Consider the following 15,742-nt stretch of genomic DNA (forward strand, 5'->3'; position numbering starts at 1 on the left):
CCGGGATTGCTTGGCCATGGTCGCAACCGTTTCCACCGTCGCTTATCTGGGCCTTGATGCCCGCGCCGTAGAGGTTCAGTGTCAGGTGGCGCCCGGCATGGTGGCCTTTACCGTTGTTGGCCTGCCCGACAAGGCCGTCGCAGAAAGCCGCGAACGGGTGCGTTCGGCCATTGCCGCGTTGGGCCTGTCGCTGCCGCCCAAACGGATCACCGTAAACTTGTCGCCGGCTGACTTGCCCAAGGAAGGATCGCATTACGATCTGCCAATCGCGCTGGCGTTGCTTTCGGCCATGGGGCTGATCGATGGGGAGGCTTTATCGCATTATGTCGTGGTTGGCGAACTTGGCCTTGATGGGCGGGTTGCCGCATCGCCCGGTGTGCTGCTCGCCGCGCTCAATGCGTCATCGCGGCAGATGGGTTTGATCTGCCCCGCCGTGCAGGGTGCCGAGGCCGCCTGGGCAGGGCAGATAGAGGTGGTCGCCGCGCCCGATCTCCTGTCTCTGCTCAACCATCTGAAAGGGCAGGGGCTGTTGCGTCCGCCCGAACCGGGCCATGCTCAAGCGCCTTTACGTGGCCCCGATCTGAAGCAGGTAAAAGGGCAGGAAACGGCGAAGCGTGCGCTCGAAATCGCAGCGGCAGGGGGGCATAATCTGCTCATGATCGGCCCGCCCGGTGCCGGGAAATCGTTGCTTGCTTCTTGCTTGCCGGGAATATTGCCCGAATTGACCCCGGCAGAGGCGCTGGAGGTTTCGATGATTGCGTCGGTCGCGGGCATGCTTGAAGGCGGGCGCATTTCCCGTAATCGGCCTTTTCGCGCTCCGCATCACAGTGCATCCATGCCAGCGCTGGTCGGCGGCGGGCTGAAGGTGCGGCCGGGTGAAGTCAGCCTTGCCCATCTGGGTATATTATTCTTGGATGAATTACCCGAATTTCAGAGAGTTGTACTCGATAGTTTACGCCAACCCTTGGAGACGGGTGAGGTTAGTGTGGCCCGCGCGAACAGCCATGTGACCTTTCCAGCCCGGGTGCAGCTGGTGGCGGCGATGAACCCTTGTCGCTGCGGCCATCTGGGCGATGCCGCGCTTGCTTGCAGCCGGGCACCACGCTGCGCCGCCGATTACCAATCCAAGGTTTCAGGCCCACTGCTCGACCGGATTGACCTGCATGTTGAGGTAGAGGCTGTCAGTGCGGCTGATCTGGTTCTGCCATCCCCCGCCGAAGGATCCGACCAGGTTTCTGCCCGCGTGCTCACCGCGCGGCAAGTGCAGACCGAAAGACTGGCCGGTTCTGGCTGTCGCACCAATGCCGAACTGAACGGAGAGTTGCTGGATGCCCATGCCACGCCTGATGAACCGGGGCAGCGATTATTGGCACAGGCGAGCGAGGCGATGCGGCTGTCTGCCCGAGGCTATACCCGCATTTTGCGCGTCGCGCGCACCATCGCCGACCTTGCCGGCTGCGCGACAACCGGACGGATCCACATCGCCGAGGCGCTATCCTATCGCAGGCAACCGCCGAGGAACTAACCAGATAATCCCCCTCCCGCGTGCGGGAGGGGTTAGGGGAGGGCCAATCGTTATGAAACGCCCTGAATTTCGGAAGCGCGACATAGATCGGTCACGGGAATTGCGGCTCGGCGCATCGCCAGCCGAACGAAAACTCTGGCGCGCAGTTTCCGGAGCTAAGCTATCAGGTCATCGCTTTACCCGGCAGTTTCAGATTGGACCCTATTTCTGCGATCTCGTTAGCCGTTCAGCTAGGTTGGTTGTCGAGATTGATGGTTTTTCTCACGATATCCGGCACAATTACGATGCGAAACGGGATCAGTTTTTGAAAACACAAGGCTATCGCGTTTTGCGATTTACAAATGACGATGTGACGCAAAATCTAGAGGGCGTAGTTGAGACCATCATGCTCGCTCTCGGGCCCTCCCCTAGCCCCTCCCGCAAGCGGGAGGGGGACTGAATACGTTACTTAAACATCAACGTCCCGCAAGCGGGAGGGGGACTGAATACGCTTCTTAAATATCCCCCTCCCGCGTGCGGGAGGGGTTAGGGGAGGGCTGGTTTACACTATGGCGTTAGCATCCGCCGGGCCGTAAGCACTTTAACCGGTTTCGCAATCATCTGTCCGCGCATCGCGCCTTCGCCAAGCGTTGGGGAGATGGGGGAATCAAAAATCTGCTTTACGATATCCATGCCTGCGGTAACCCTGCCGAACGCCGTATAGCCGGCCCGGGCTTCGGGATCGGTCGATTTCGGATCGGCATCAAGGCTGGGCATGTCCGACAAGAGGATCGAGAAATCGCCACGCGCGGTCCCGGGTGCCCAGCGCGCCATCGAAATGCTGCCGGCCCTATGCAATATCCCGGTTTGATCGGTTGTCTCATGCGCGATTGGCGGCAGATCCCGCCTCGGATCGCCGCGCGTTCCCGCCTGGATCAGCCCATTGGGCTGTTCGCCCCATGCCAATTTCATCGCACGGTAGAATGTGATGCCATCGAAGCGGCGCTGGTCGACATAACGCACGAAATTGCGCGTCGCGATCGGGGCCCGCTTCGCGTCGAGTTCAAGCTCTATCGGGCCCAATTCGGTCGCCAGCACGATCTTCACCAGATCAGGCAAAGGCGCAGGCGGTACGGCTGGCTTTTTCGGCGGAGTAGCGGCGGTGAGCAAGAAGATCAGCGGCAGCGCCGCAAGGACGAATCGGCGGTTCATGGCTTCAATCTGCCTCCAAAACTGTGCCTGGCAAAGCGGTGACATATTTGCGTGCAATTTCGAAATCATGGCCCGCACGCAGGAAGGCCGCGAATTGTTTGCGTTTCAGTTCGTCCGTTGCAGCTTCGGTCGCATAAGGGCCAATGCGCTTGCGTTCGGCAAAACGGTCTGCCGATTGCCATTTTTGCGCATCGGTTTCGCTGCGGGCGTCTTCGGCGTCGTTTTCGGCTATCCCCTTGGCGCGCAGATCTTCATGCACCCGGCGTGCGCCAAGGCCGCGGGCCGCCATGGTGCGGGCGCGGGCGGCGGCAAAAGCGGCGTCGTCGATATAGCCAAGTCTTGCAAAATCGTCGATCAGCGCATCGATATTGACTGCCTCTTCGCTGTCCCAGCCGCGCTCGTGCAGCTTGCGGCCAAGATAATCGGACAGCTTCTTGCGACTGGTTGCATATCGGCCAACATAGCGCAGCGCGAGATCGCGCAGCTTCAGCGGATTCAGGGGCTTGCGCACCTTATTGGGTCTGCGTTCTTCGGCCACGCCGCATTGTTGCCACAGTCGGGTCGAATTTTGAACTCCAAAGAGCGGGTAAAAGAAGGTCAAATCGGGGTCGCAATAATAAGGGAACGCTCATGACCGGTCTAACACCTACGCCCTCCTGCGATACGCTGGAGCGCCGGTTTTCAGACTTTGAGACATTGGGAGATGCGCTGGACTATGCAGCGCAGGGCCAAAGAGGCCTGAACTTTCATGACATGCGCGGTCAACTTGCGCGTTCCTATCCGTTCAGCGAGATGCGCAAGGATGCGCTTGATGCAGCTTACCGGCTGATCAGCCATGGTGTTAAAAAGGAAGACCGGATCGCGGTGATCGCCGAAACCGGGCCTGAATTTGCCGCACTTTTCTTCGGTTGCGTCTATGCTGGGGCCTGGCCGGTGCCGCTGCCTTTGCCAACCAGTTTTGGCGGCAAGGAAAGCTATATCGACCAGATCATGGTGCAGTTGAAAAGCTGCGATCCGTCGATCCTCTTTTTCCCGCCCGAACTGGCCGAAATGGCTGGCGAAGCAGCCAAGCGCTGCAACGTCGAAGGGATTGATTGGGCGGAATTCAATGATCGTATTGCGTTGAAGACCGATTTGCCGCCCGCGAAGACTGACGAAATTTGCTATCTGCAATATTCCAGCGGTTCGACGCGTTTCCCGCACGGTGTTGCCGTGTCGCACCATGCGCTGCTCAACAATCTTTCGGCGCATAGCCATGGCATGCAATTGCAGGCGATGGATCGCTGCGTATCCTGGTTGCCCTGGTATCATGACATGGGGCTGGTGGGGTGCTTCCTCTCAGTCGTCGCCAATCAGGTGTCGACCGATTATATGAAGACCGAAGATTTCGCCCGCCGTCCGCTCGCATGGCTCGATATGGTCAGCCGCGCCGATGGCACGGTAATCAGCTATTCGCCGACTTTCGGTTATGACATTTGCGCGCGCCGCATTTCCAGCCAGAGCCAGGTTTCAGAACGCTTCAAGCTCGACCATTGGCGGCTTGCGGGCAATGGGGCGGACATGATCCGTCCCGATGTGATGCAGGCCTTTGTCGATGCATTTGGCGATGCTGGCTTCAAGGCCAGTTCCTTCCTGCCCAGCTATGGCCTTGCCGAGGCGACACTTGCTGTCTCGATCATGCCGCCGGGTGAAGGGATACAGGTCGAACTGGTCGAGGAAAGCGAATTGACCGGCGTTCCCGGGTCCAATGATCGCCCGACGCGCTATCGTGCGATCGTCAATTGCGGCAAGGCTGCAAAGGATATGAAGATCGAGGTGCGTGATGCCGACGGCAATATTCTGCCCGACCGCGTGATCGGAAAGGTGTGGTGCACAGGGCCGTCCTTGATGGTTGGTTATTTCCGTGATCCGGAATCGACCGAGGCATGCATGCAGGATGGCTGGCTCGATACTGGTGATATGGGTTATCTTTCAAACGGTTATATCTATATTGTTGGCCGTGCCAAGGATATGATCATCATCAATGGCAAGAATTATTGGCCGCAGGATATCGAATGGGCGGTCGAACAATTGCCGGGTTTCAAGGCCGGAGATATCGCGGCTTTCGCTGTCACCAATGGTGGTGAGGAAACCCCGGCTGTGCTCGTGCAGTGCCGTACGTCCGATGAGAGTGAGCGCGCGAAGTTGCGCGAGCAGATCAAGGACAAGGTCCGTTCGGTGACGGGGATGAATTGCTTGGTTGAATTGGTGCCGCCTCGCACCTTGCCGCGGACCAGTTCGGGCAAGTTGAGCCGCGCAAAAGCTCGCAATCTGTATCTGTCGGGCGAGATTCAGCCTTATGCGATTGCTGCCTGAATAGATCTTAAGTTGGTTTCTGAACGGGGCGCTTACGATTAAGTAAGTTTCGGCAGTTATGCCGCACCTGTGAGCAAGCAAGAATCATCGGGCGACCTGCCAAGGGACATTTCGGCAAAGGCATTGCTGGGCTTTGACGCGCCCAGCGGTATCGAAACCGCGCAACTTTTCGAAATCCAGGCGCGCAGCCTGCGCGACCGCAGCGGTGCGCAGCTTGCAGCGACGGTGATATCCGGCGCGCTGATCGTGGCGATTGCGTTCGACACAGCCCCCTATTGGGCCTTGGCAGCGTGGGTCGCGGCACTCATCGGCTGCAGCATCCTCATTCTCTCGCGCCGTTCGCCATTGGGTTATTTTGAATCCGGACAGGCGCGTCAGCGCGATTTCCTGCTGATCGGCCGCCATTCGGCAATTGGCGGCGCGGTGTGGGGCGCGGCACTTCCTTTCCTTGGTAGTTTTGGCGCCATGCCCCAATGGCTGGGGATATGGTCAGTCAACCTCGCCATGATGGTGTTCGCCTCGCTTTTACTTCCCAGCCTTCCCATTGCCGGGACGGCCTTTGTCGCCGCCGCAACCATGGGCGGTGTGGCTGGCTGGCTGGTCAATGGTGAAATCTACCTCGCGCTGGCCAGCGCTGCGCTCGGCGGCTTGATGGCTGTGGGCGTTTTGCGCAGCGCAAAGGCGCAGGTGCTTTACGAATTGGCGAGCAATGTGCTCCACGAAAAATCCGAAACTGTCAGCCTGTTGCTGCGCGAATTTGAAGATAGCGGCGCAGACTGGTTGTGGCAGACCGATACCAGCCGCTGCGTCAGCCATGCCAGCCCGCGCTTCGCCTTTGCGCTGGAGGCAGAGCCCAAGGCGATTGAAGGCCAGCCCTTGCTGAAACTGATCGCCGGTGACGCTTGGGATACCGGCCGCTATCCCGAAGCACTGCATGATTTGGCTGATCGGTTGAAGCGCCGTGAGGCCTTTTCCAACCTGATCGTCCCTGTCACCATCAATGGCGTGCGCCGCTGGTGGGAATTGTCCGCATCTCCCCGCCATGCCGAAAATGGCAGTTTTCTAGGCTTTCGCGGTGTCGGATCGGACGTGACGGAACAGCGCGAATCGGCAGAGAAAATCTCGCACCTTGCGCGTTTCGATACGCTGACGGGGTTGCCCAATCGTCTGCAACTTACCGAGGCATTGGGACAGGTGCTTGCCGACGCGGATCAATGGCGCCGTCGCTGCGGCTTCATGATGATCGACCTCGACCGGTTTAAGGCGGTCAATGATACGCTTGGCCATCCGGTCGGCGACCGGCTGCTCGCACAGGTGGCAAAGCGGCTGAAGATGATCATGTCGGCGAACGAATTGTGCGGCCGTCTGGGCGGAGACGAGTTTGCGGTTGTGCTGAAGGATGCATCGGACTCAACTTATGTCGCAAGAGTCGCCAAAAAGATCATCGAAACGCTGTCCAAACCCTATGAGGTCGATCAAAACACGCTGTATATCGGTGCGAGTGTCGGCAGTGCGGTAGGCCCGGTAGACGGGCGCACAGTTGAATTGCTGATGCGCAGCGCCGACCTTGCCCTTTACCGTTCAAAGGATGATGGCGGTAACACGCATCATAGTTATCAGCACAAACTGCATGCCAGCGCGGAAGAGCGCCGCGTGCTGGAATTTGAACTGCGCAATGCGCTGGAACGCAACCAGTTCCACCTTGAATATCAGCCGGTGGTTGAGGCTGACGACGGCCATGGCATTACCGGTTTTGAAGCTTTGTTGCGTTGGAATAACCCCAAATTCGGCAATGTTTCGCCGGCGAAATTTGTTCCTGTTGCAGAAGAAGCCCGGCTGATCGTGCCGATTGGCGCATGGGTGCTGCGCCAGGCCTGTTCGGATGCGATGCAATGGCCTGAAACGATCAAGGTCGCGGTAAACGTATCGGTCGACCAGCTAACCAGCCCGGCCTTCGTCGAAACAGTGGTCCAAGTGTTGCACGATACCGGCCTTCCTGCGTGGCGGCTGGAAATCGAAGTCACCGAGAGCATTTTTGTTCGCGACGGCGGGCTCGCGGTGCAGGTTCTGGATCGTCTTCGCAAACTGGGTATCAAATTGTCGCTCGACGATTTCGGCACCGGCTATTCCTCGCTCGGCTATCTCAGCAATATCCGTTTTGACACGATCAAGGTCGACCGCAGCTTTGTGACAGGTGCGGCCAAGGCCAAGCCGGAATGTATCGCGATCATCCGTGCTGTGGTCGCCATGGCCGACGCGCTGGACATTGCGACGACTGCAGAGGGCGTCGAGAATGAACAGGAATTGCAGATGATCCAGCAATTTGGCTGCGACAAAATCCAAGGCTATTATTTCGGCCGGCCGATGGTGTTTTTGGATGCTTGCGCGCTGTTCGGATTACCAACCCGCCGTGAGGTCGGTTAATCGCGAATGCCACGATCGCATGAGTAGCGTTTCGGGTTCATGGCTGCATGACGAATATCGCTTTGCCGCACACCGCGCGCGTCTGGACCGCATGATGAATGCGTTTCGCGCAACTATTCATCGGGCAGACAGGTTTTGATCAACAGGCTCTTGGTGACACCCCGTCAGCAGGAGAATATATATGCGTTGCAGCACAAACGGAACGGGATTGCTGGCAATGGCTGCGGTCGCAACCGCGCTTGCCTTTCCCGTCAGCCTTTCAGCCCAGTCGCAAAATCCCGACCCCATCATCGTCGATGGTGCCGTCCAGTCCCAGCCTGCAGCGCTGGTGAAGGGACCGGAAATCAAGGGCGTGATTACTGCGCGTAGCAATGATCGGTTGCAGATCACGACGGCCGATGGCCAAAGCACAATTGTCACTTTTGATGCCAATACGCGCATTCGCACCAGCGGCGGCCTTTTCGGTGGCCGAGGCAAGCTGGCGCAGGATTCGCTGCTCAACGGTTTGCCGGTTACGGTGAAGACCTGGCAGTCGGGCAACGGGCTGATCGCCAACCAGATCAGTTTCCGCAATGGCGACCTGAAAACCGCAACGATGATCCGCAACGGCACTGCGCAGCAATTTGCCGAACAGACAGCGGCGACCGAGGCGCTGCGCGGACGCATGGGCGATATCGACAAATATAATATCAAAGGCACGACCAACGTCTATTTCGATACCGGCCAAGCGGTGCTCTCATCCCAAGCCAAGGCAGAGCTATGCTCTGCGGCAAGCCAGGCCGAGGCAACCGACAATGCGCTGTTGCTGGTGGTCGGCTATACGGACTCGGTCGGCAGCGAGGAATATAACCAGACACTCAGCGAGAAACGAGCGGCCCGTGTTATCAATCATCTGCAGCAGCAGTGTCGCTGGAAGCCCTATCGGATGCTGACCCCGACAGGCATGGCCGAATCCGATCCATTGGCGAGCAATGACACCGAAGAAGGCAAGGCGCAGAACCGCCGGGTTTCCGTCAATGTGCTGGTCAGCAAAAGCGTCGACGGAATCTGATATGCATGCGGGGTGAGGGGGGCGCCCCTGTCACCCCGCCGCAGAATTTGCGGAAAGCCAGGCGCGAACGTCCGAAGCACTTTGTTCGGCGGTCTCTTCCATCGGAAGGTGGCCAATCCCTTTATAGATGTGCGTTTGATTGTTCGGGTAAATGCGCCCGAACCATTGGGCGGCACTCACCGGAATCAGCTTGTCTTCGTCACCCCACAGGATGAGCGCCGGAATGGCCCTTGTGGCCGCACCGATATCCTTTTCGGCAATCGGCGTACGCGGGGTGCCGAAACGTTTCAGCGTGGCTTCACGATTGCCCGGATGGCGGAGCAATTCCCAATATTCATCAATCTCTGCGGGCGTAACCACCGCCTTGTTGCTGACGCTGCCATCAAGGCTGCGCTCGATCAGGCTGCGCGGAGTGAGGATTGTGGCCAATTGGTTGACGCCGGGCATCGCCGCAAGGCGGAAGCCGATGGGAAGTTGGCGCGGCTTGGCATCGGGTGCGCCCGATGGATCAACCAGGATCAGGCCGGCAAGCTTTTCGGGATGGGCCACCGCATAGGCATGGCTGATTCCGCCACCCATGCTGTTACCGCCCAAGTAGAAACGGGTCAGGCCGCGATTGCGCGCGACACGGTCTACGGCATCGACATAGGCGGCCACGCTATAGTCGCCCTTGGGGTGCGGACCGGTAAGGCCATGCCCCCATTGATCGAAACGGATGATCCGATAATCCTTGCCCAGCCGGTCGACCCATTGCTGCCATGTATGGAGCGAGGCGTTGGAGCCGTGCAAAAGGATGATCGCGGGCGCATCTTTTGGCCCTTCGTCGCGTAGGTGAACGGTGAGGCCGTCGCCCAGATCGACAAATTCGGATTCGGCATTTGCATATTTTGTGCGCAGATCCTTTACGGGAACATCAGCGGCATAGCCCCAGAATATGATCCCCCCGATTGCGACGATCAGGAAAAAGGCGAGGCCTTTCAAGAATCTGCGCATAATGTTTTTCCCCCTTTTGCGGCCAGCCGTAAAGCGATGCCTTTGTTGCGGCCGATGGTAATGCAGAACGGACGTCAACGCCATGTTCTGTGTCGGCAGTTACAAAATCTCATGCACCTTGTCTTGAGGGCGGCAGAGGCGGACACCTTTGTCGGTTTCGACAAAGGGGCGCTCGACAAGGATGGGCTGCTTCGCCATTTCATCAAGGATGCGCTCGCCATCAGCGCCGTCGATCAGGCCCAACTCCTCAGCAGGCGAGCCCCGGGTGCGCAGCGCCTCACGCGGGGATAAGCCGGCATCGCGGAACAACTGCTCCAGCTTTTCCCGAGTGAACGGTGTCTTCTTATATTCGATAACGGTCAGGTTGATGTCCGGCGTTTCCTGAAGAATGGCCATCGTCTTGCGCGATGTACCGCAATCGGGATTGTGCCAGATGGTTGCTTTCACGACGAATTCCTTTTTACTTTCCCTTTCCCCCGCGCAAGCAAGAGGGGGCATGTGCGTCGTTGATATTGGCATTTCAAAAAAGTTCAACCAGATGTCCTTTTTGCATTTGCAACTGATAACGATTCTCAATAGGGAGGCTTTGGGGATTTGAGAATCTTTCTCAATAAGGGCTGTAGAAGAGACGATGACGATGTTGCGAGTTTCGGGCATTTCCGCCCTTGCGCTTTGCGCCGCATTGGCGGTCCCGGCCCAGGCCTATGAATATGGTGGTGAGTTGGGCGACCAGTGTGAAGACTGTCGCGCGATCATCGTTACTGGTGCATCTACGGGCTATGTCGCGCAGGATATCGTCACCGCCACCAAGACCGACACCCCGTTGATCGACGTGCCGCAGACGATTCATGTCGTCACCCGCGAACAGTTGGACGATCAGGCGCATTACAGTCTTGGAGAAGTGCTCCGCTATGTCCCGGGAACCACGGTGGGGCAGGGTGAAGGCAATCGCGACCAGATCACGCTGCGCGGCCAGAATACCACCGCTGATTTCTTCCTCGATGGCGTGCGCGACGATGTGCAATATTATCGAGGGCTATATAATGTCGAGCGTGTCGAGATATTGAAAGGCCCTTATGCGCTGATCTTCGGGCGCGGTGGCGGTGGCGGCATTATCAATCGCGTGCAGAAAACGCCGGTTGCCGATGAAAGCTTTGGCAGCGCGCGCAGCAGCCTCAACAGCTTTGGCGGCTGGGATGTGTCCGCCGATATCAATGCCCCATTGGGCAGCCGGGCGGCCATAAGGTTGAACGCGACCTATGAGGCGATGGAAAGCGACCGCCGCTTTGTCGATGGGCGCCGCTATGCCTGGAACCCCTATCTTGCCGTGGATCTTGGCAATGATTGGAAGTTGGGGCTGTCCTACGAATATGTGAATGATGAGCGCGTGCCCGACCGCGGCGTGCCATCAGTCGCAGTCTCAGGCAAGGCAAACGCCCCGTTGCGCGGCTATGACCGGCTGTTTTTCGGTGTCCCCGGCATCAACCGTTCCACTCTGGAGGCGCATGTCGCCAAGGCACGGCTCGACGGGAAATTGGCCGATAATCTCAGCTTCACCGGCACATTGCTCTATGGCGATTATGACAAATTCTATGTCAATGTTTACGCCAATGGCCCCGTTAACTTGGCCAATAACAGCGTGCAGCTTGATGCCTATTCGGACCCGACCAAGCGCGAAAATCTGATCGGTCAGGCAAATCTGATCTGGGAGGTCGCGACCGGCGCGGTTGAACATAAGCTGTTGTTCGGCATTGAATATGGTGATCAGCAGACGCGCAACAATCGCCGCCTGCCGGCCTTCATTCCGGGCCGGACGTTCAGCCTTGCTAACCCGGTTTACCCCGCGGTTGCGATGACTACACTGTCGCGCGATACCGTGTCGCAGGTGCAATTTGTCTCGGCTTACATGCAGGACCAGATCAGCATCGGCGATCATTTCGATGTGGTGGCGGGCTTGCGCTTTGACCATTTCGAAATTGATGGCGTCGATTTCATTCCTGCGGTCGACCGGCCCTTTGCGCGCAGCGATGACAAGATCAGTCCGCGCCTTGGCTTGATCTGGAAACCGCAGGAAAATGCGTCCGTTTATGCCAGCTTTAGCCGGTCTTTCCTGCCACGGTCTGGCGACCAGTTCATCTCGCTATCGACGACGACGCAAAATCTAGCGCCCGAAAAATTCACCAATTATGAAATCGGCGCCAAATGGGATATCCGCCCCGATCTTAATGTCACGGCGGCGCTGTTTCAGTTGGATCGCAGCAATGCGACCACGCCCGATCCGGCCAACCCGCTGACGACGATCAATATCGGCGAAACGCGGATAAAGGGGCTGGAACTGGCTGTTACCGGTAAGCTGTTGCCCGGCTGGCAGATGAGCGCCGGCTACACCCTGCAAGACGCCAAATTGCGCGGAAATGATTTCGTCGCGCTTGGCCAGGTGCCAAAGCACCAGCTATCGCTGTGGAACCGTTATGACGTCAATGATGCCGTCGGTATCGGCCTTGGCATTATCCACCAGTCGAGCCAGTTCGCCGCAATCCGCACCAGCGCGACGACAACCCGGCTTCCCGCCTTCACTCGCGTCGATGCGGCCTTGTTTTATGACATTAGCGAGAATGTGCAGTTGCAGGCCAATGTCGAAAATCTTTTCGACACGGACTATTTCGCCGATGCGCATAATAACAATAACATCACACCGGGCGCACCGATCAATGGCCGGGTAACGGTAAGGGTCAAGTTCTGATTTCGGCGCTCTCCCTCGCGCTTGAGGGAGGGGAGCGACTATTCCAAACCCGCCACCGCCTCGTCATGGGCCTTGCCGTTCTGGACATAATGGGCGACGCCCATGCGCATGCCGACCAACGCAGGTTCGGGCAATTCGCGCACCAACTTCGCCGGGCGACCGACCCATAATTCTTTGGGCCCGATCGTCTTGCCTTCGGGCAGCAGCGCGCCCGCGCCCAGCATGCCGTCTTCTTCCACCGTGCAGCCGTTCATGACAATCGCGCCAAGGCCGATGAAACCGCGATTGCCGATCGTGCAGCCATGGATCATTGCCATATGGCCGATCAGCACATCGTCGCCGATGATCGTGGGATAGCCATCAGGTGCCCCGGGCATCGGGCTGTCACAATGGACGATGCTGCCGTCCTGAATATTGGTACGGGCGCCGATGACGATGCGGTTGGAATCGCCGCGCAGCACGCAATTATACCAGATGCTCGCCTCCGGTCCGATGGTGACATCGCCGATGATCCGGCATCCCGGCGCGATGAAGGCGCTGTCGTCAATCTCCGGGGTTTTGCCCTTGAACGGTATGATGGTGACGTCAGGGCGGTGTTTCGGGGTGGTGTGGTTCATCGCAATATCTTCCAGAATGACAGATAGGGCAGGACAGAGGCATAATCATCGGTCCAGCGATTGTCCGACCGTGGCGGTTCAAGCCTGATCCAGCGATCGGGATAATAATAGGCAGGGCGTTTGTCATAAACCCGACCGGTCAATTGCGCGAGACGGGCAGGGTCGGGGCTCATCGCGACCCATTGTGACGCGCGCATCCCCTTGTTGGTCAGCATTTCGGGTGGGCTGTCAAACCGCAGCGCCGCCGTCCATCCGCCTGCCTTGGCTTCTGCCGCGATCACCGGATCCAGATCGAAATAACGGTTCGAGATGTGGACGAGCAATATGCCATCGGGCTTCAGTGCGCGGCGATAGACGGCAAACGCCTCTTTGGTCAGCAGATGCAGCGGGATCGAATCCGATGAAAAGGCATCGATTGCCAGCAGGTCGAACTTGCCCTTCGGCTGTTCTGCCAAAGTGAGACGGGCATCGCCTATATGCATGCCCGCATCGGGAGCGCATTTTTCAAGGAAACTGAAAATCCGCCGCTCGCGTGCAATTTCAACAACCAGCGGGTCAATTTCGAAGAAATCCCAAACCTGTCCGGGTTTTTTGTAGCAGGCGAGCGTGCCGGTACCGAGGCCGACCATGCCCACCTTTGCACCGGGGCCGAACAGTTCCTCAGCGCGGCGCGATGCAATGCCTATGCCCGAATTGGCGCCATAATAGCTGATCGGCAAGGTCGGTTCATTCAGCAACTGCATGCCATGCATCGTGGTGCCATGGCTGAGCCAGCGGACCTGGGCCGTATTATCCTGGCTGATGGTATAGGTGCCGAAATAGCTGCGCATCCGTGCGCCGCTGGCGCTCAGCTCGATATTGCTCCAGCCGCCATTGGCGATCATCCCGGCTGCAACAACGACCATCAGCGCCAGCCTGCGCCCGGTGACAAAGGTGCCGATGATGAGGATTATCGCGACCAATGCGGTTTTCATCCGGCTGCCTTCGCTGCCAAATGTCATGCCGACATAGGCGGCAAGCCCAAGGGCGCCCAATGCGAGGATCATCGCCGCAAATGTCCAGCCGCGCTTTCCGAATGTATCTTCCTCGCCAAGGTCGAACAGCCGGAATTGCGGCAGCAGCGCGGCGGCAGCGACCAGCAATATCGGATGTTCCCAAGTCCAGTTGAACAGCAATGGCGCGACGATCGCGCAGAAAAAGCCGCCAATCACCCCGCCCACCGACATCATCAGGTAAAATTCGGTCAATTGGGCCGGATCGGGGCGGGTGCGATACATTTCCGAATGAAGCGCAACGGCGATCACGAAAAGCAGCGCGATGCTGACCCCGGCGCCAACATAGGCGGCCTTGCCCCATATCACGAAGATCATTGCCCCGCCGATCAGCAGCACGGTCGGCGCAATGCGGGAAATGATATCGGCAAGTAGTCGGTTGTCGGCAAAGGCGACCGAAAAGCTCAACAGATAGAGGCCAAGCGGGATCACCCAGATCAGCGGCATCGCCATCAGGTCGGTCGTCATGTGCGACGTGGTGGAGAGCATCAGGCCCGAAGGCACGGCGGCGAGGGCGATCCAGTAAAGCCGCTGCCGCCATGCAATCGGGGGCAGGGCGGCGATTGCGCCTTGGGCATCGGTCGAAGATTTTACGTCGGCGCCATGATCGCCGCTGCGCCAGATTGCCCGCGCGCAAACCAGAACGAGCAGGAACAGCAACAGGTAAAGACCGCTCCACAGCCAGGTCTGGCCGGCAATGGGCATCGCTGGTTCGACTAATATCGGATAGGCGATCAGCCCGCCGAAACTGCCAAGGTTCGATGCTGCGTAAAGGGCATAAGGTTCTCCTTTATTGCCCGCGAGGCCGAACCAGCGCTGCATCAGCGGTGCTTGAGCCGCCACGGCAAAGAAGAGCGGCCCAATGGAGGCGAAAAGCAGCCATGGTACCCAGAATATCGGCGAGCCATCTGCGGGAATGGCAAAGCTTGCCAGTCCGATGGGCAGCCAGAGCGCCGCCACCAACAACACGCCAATATGCACCATCGCCTGGCGCTGCGGCGTTGTGCGGGACAACCGGTGGGCATAGGCATAGCCTGCGAGCAGCAGGGCCTGATAAACCAGCATCGCGCTGTTCCAAACTGCCGGTGCCCCGCCCAGCTTGGGCAGCGCCATGCGCGCGATCATCGGTTGCACCAGGAAGAGCAGGAAACTGCCCGTCAAAATCGTGATGACGAACAGTGCGCGACCGCCGATGCGATCCTTCGCCTGTGTTACCCCTGTTGTCGATTCTGCATCCATGCTGTGCGATCAATGCGATAGGTGACATGCCTTAGCAATGGGCTATCTGCCGGAACGTCGGGATGATCGAAATCGAGACGCGGGTCATGCGCCATGCCGACCCGTTCCATCACCGCGCGACTGCGGTGGTTGTCGGTGTTGGTGATCGCCCAAACCGCGTCATCCGCCAGATGCTCGAACGCCCATTGCACCGATGCCAGCGCCGCCTCTGTCACATAGCCCTTGCCCCAGGCCGCAGGCGTCATCCGCCAGCCTGCCTCTGGCATTTCATGGATCGAGGTGCCGGGCCGGCCCCGGATGATCCCGCACCAACCGATCAATTGCGCGTCCTCTTTGCGCTCCATCGCCCAGAAACAATGGCCCTGATCCGCCTGCATCCGATGCATCCGCCGTACCAAATCGGCGACCTCATCACGGCGCATCAACGGGCCAAGCGTTTCCATAACCACCGGATCGGAACAGATGGCGTGAAAGGGATCAATATCCTCCTCGCGCCAGTCGCGAAGGATGATGCGAGGGGTTTCAATGCGGAATAAGGTCATGCGCGCGCTC

Annotated in this window: 13 protein-coding genes; 6 read left to right on the plus strand and 7 right to left on the minus strand. The window is 58.6% G+C overall.

Annotated elements, in window-relative coordinates; translation table 11 throughout:
• Nucleotides 1-16: 16 nt before the first annotated feature.
• Both RSE16_09110 and RSE16_09115 read left to right on the plus strand, forming a co-directional pair.
• Complete coding sequence (locus RSE16_09110; protein WRH74878.1) at nt 17-1,525, plus strand: YifB family Mg chelatase-like AAA ATPase; 1,509 nt, start codon at nt 17-19, stop codon at nt 1,523-1,525.
• A gap of 52 nt (nt 1,526-1,577) precedes the next feature.
• Nucleotides 1,578-1,964, plus strand: a complete 387-nt coding sequence (locus tag RSE16_09115) for a DUF559 domain-containing protein (protein ID WRH74879.1) — start codon at nt 1,578-1,580, stop codon at nt 1,962-1,964.
• 107 nt (nt 1,965-2,071) lie between these two features.
• Here RSE16_09115 and RSE16_09120 read toward each other — a convergent pair whose 3' ends face one another.
• Nucleotides 2,072-2,716 (minus strand): peptidylprolyl isomerase, encoded by a 645-nt coding sequence (locus RSE16_09120; GenBank protein WRH74880.1) that lies wholly within the window; start codon nt 2,714-2,716, stop codon nt 2,072-2,074.
• Between the two features lie 4 nt (nt 2,717-2,720).
• Nucleotides 2,721-3,227: a regulatory protein RecX gene (locus tag RSE16_09125; GenBank protein ID WRH74881.1), complete on the minus strand. Its 507-nt coding sequence runs from the start codon at nt 3,225-3,227 to the stop codon at nt 2,721-2,723.
• Between the two features lie 119 nt (nt 3,228-3,346).
• Here RSE16_09125 and RSE16_09130 point away from each other — a divergent pair, with 119 nt between their 5' ends.
• The 3 genes from RSE16_09130 to RSE16_09140 all read left to right on the plus strand — a co-directional run bounded on the left by RSE16_09130 (nt 3,347) and on the right by RSE16_09140 (nt 8,546).
• A complete protein-coding gene (locus RSE16_09130) occupies nt 3,347-5,071 on the plus strand; it encodes a fatty acyl-AMP ligase (protein ID WRH74882.1) in 1,725 nt (574 codons plus the stop codon).
• A gap of 69 nt (nt 5,072-5,140) precedes the next feature.
• Entirely contained in the window at nt 5,141-7,495 is a 2,355-nt protein-coding gene (locus RSE16_09135; protein ID WRH74883.1) for an EAL domain-containing protein, read from the plus strand.
• Between the two features lie 181 nt (nt 7,496-7,676).
• Nucleotides 7,677-8,546 carry an OmpA family protein gene (locus RSE16_09140; protein WRH74884.1) on the plus strand — a complete coding sequence of 290 codons (870 nt, stop codon included), beginning with the start codon at nt 7,677-7,679 and terminating at the stop codon, nt 8,544-8,546.
• 30 nt (nt 8,547-8,576) lie between these two features.
• Here the strand turns inward: RSE16_09140 and RSE16_09145 are convergent, their stop codons facing one another.
• A complete protein-coding gene (locus RSE16_09145; protein WRH74885.1) occupies nt 8,577-9,539 on the minus strand; it encodes an alpha/beta hydrolase in 963 nt (320 codons plus the stop codon).
• Nucleotides 9,540-9,638: 99 nt separating this feature from the next.
• Complete coding sequence (locus RSE16_09150; GenBank protein ID WRH77332.1) at nt 9,639-9,986, minus strand: arsenate reductase family protein; 348 nt, start codon at nt 9,984-9,986, stop codon at nt 9,639-9,641.
• A 184-nt stretch (nt 9,987-10,170) separates the two neighbouring features.
• Between RSE16_09150 and RSE16_09155 the strand changes: the two genes are divergently transcribed.
• Nucleotides 10,171-12,282: a TonB-dependent siderophore receptor gene (locus RSE16_09155; protein ID WRH74886.1), complete on the plus strand. Its 2,112-nt coding sequence runs from the start codon at nt 10,171-10,173 to the stop codon at nt 12,280-12,282.
• A 38-nt stretch (nt 12,283-12,320) separates the two neighbouring features.
• Here RSE16_09155 and RSE16_09160 read toward each other — a convergent pair whose 3' ends face one another.
• The 3 genes from RSE16_09160 to RSE16_09170 are packed head-to-tail and all read right to left on the minus strand — an operon-like array spanning nt 12,321 to nt 15,732.
• Nucleotides 12,321-12,899: a gamma carbonic anhydrase family protein gene (locus tag RSE16_09160; GenBank protein WRH74887.1), complete on the minus strand. Its 579-nt coding sequence runs from the start codon at nt 12,897-12,899 to the stop codon at nt 12,321-12,323.
• On the minus strand, nt 12,896-15,190 hold the full coding sequence (locus tag RSE16_09165; GenBank protein WRH74888.1) for a fused MFS/spermidine synthase: 2,295 nt from the start codon (nt 15,188-15,190) through the stop codon (nt 12,896-12,898). Before RSE16_09165 ends, RSE16_09160 begins: the two co-directional genes overlap by 4 nt.
• A complete protein-coding gene (locus tag RSE16_09170) occupies nt 15,163-15,732 on the minus strand; it encodes a GNAT family N-acetyltransferase (GenBank protein ID WRH74889.1) in 570 nt (189 codons plus the stop codon). The genes RSE16_09165 and RSE16_09170 overlap by 28 nt, the downstream gene beginning before the upstream one ends.
• Nucleotides 15,733-15,742: the final 10 nt, after the last annotated feature.

The organism is Sphingobium sp. (assembly GCA_035196065.1).
GTDB classification, from domain to species: domain Bacteria; phylum Pseudomonadota; class Alphaproteobacteria; order Sphingomonadales; family Sphingomonadaceae; genus Sphingorhabdus_B; species Sphingorhabdus_B rara.

What these genes read in the sequence shown, in the direction of transcription:
- RSE16_09110 (WRH74878.1), top strand. Translation starts at nt 17, where the DNA reads ATGGTCGCAACCGTTTCCACCGTCGCTTATCTGGGCCTTGATGCCCGC.
- RSE16_09115 (WRH74879.1), top strand. Translation starts at nt 1,578, where the DNA reads ATGAAACGCCCTGAATTTCGGAAGCGCGACATAGATCGGTCACGGGAA.
- RSE16_09120 (WRH74880.1), bottom strand. Translation starts at nt 2,716, where the DNA reads ATGAACCGCCGATTCGTCCTTGCGGCGCTGCCGCTGATCTTCTTGCTC.
- RSE16_09130 (WRH74882.1), top strand. Translation starts at nt 3,347, where the DNA reads ATGACCGGTCTAACACCTACGCCCTCCTGCGATACGCTGGAGCGCCGG.
- RSE16_09140 (WRH74884.1), top strand. Translation starts at nt 7,677, where the DNA reads ATGCGTTGCAGCACAAACGGAACGGGATTGCTGGCAATGGCTGCGGTC.
- RSE16_09145 (WRH74885.1), bottom strand. Translation starts at nt 9,539, where the DNA reads ATGCGCAGATTCTTGAAAGGCCTCGCCTTTTTCCTGATCGTCGCAATC.
- RSE16_09155 (WRH74886.1), top strand. Translation starts at nt 10,171, where the DNA reads ATGACGATGTTGCGAGTTTCGGGCATTTCCGCCCTTGCGCTTTGCGCC.
- RSE16_09160 (WRH74887.1), bottom strand. Translation starts at nt 12,899, where the DNA reads ATGAACCACACCACCCCGAAACACCGCCCTGACGTCACCATCATACCG.
- RSE16_09165 (WRH74888.1), bottom strand. Translation starts at nt 15,190, where the DNA reads ATGGATGCAGAATCGACAACAGGGGTAACACAGGCGAAGGATCGCATC.
- RSE16_09170 (WRH74889.1), bottom strand. Translation starts at nt 15,732, where the DNA reads ATGACCTTATTCCGCATTGAAACCCCTCGCATCATCCTTCGCGACTGG.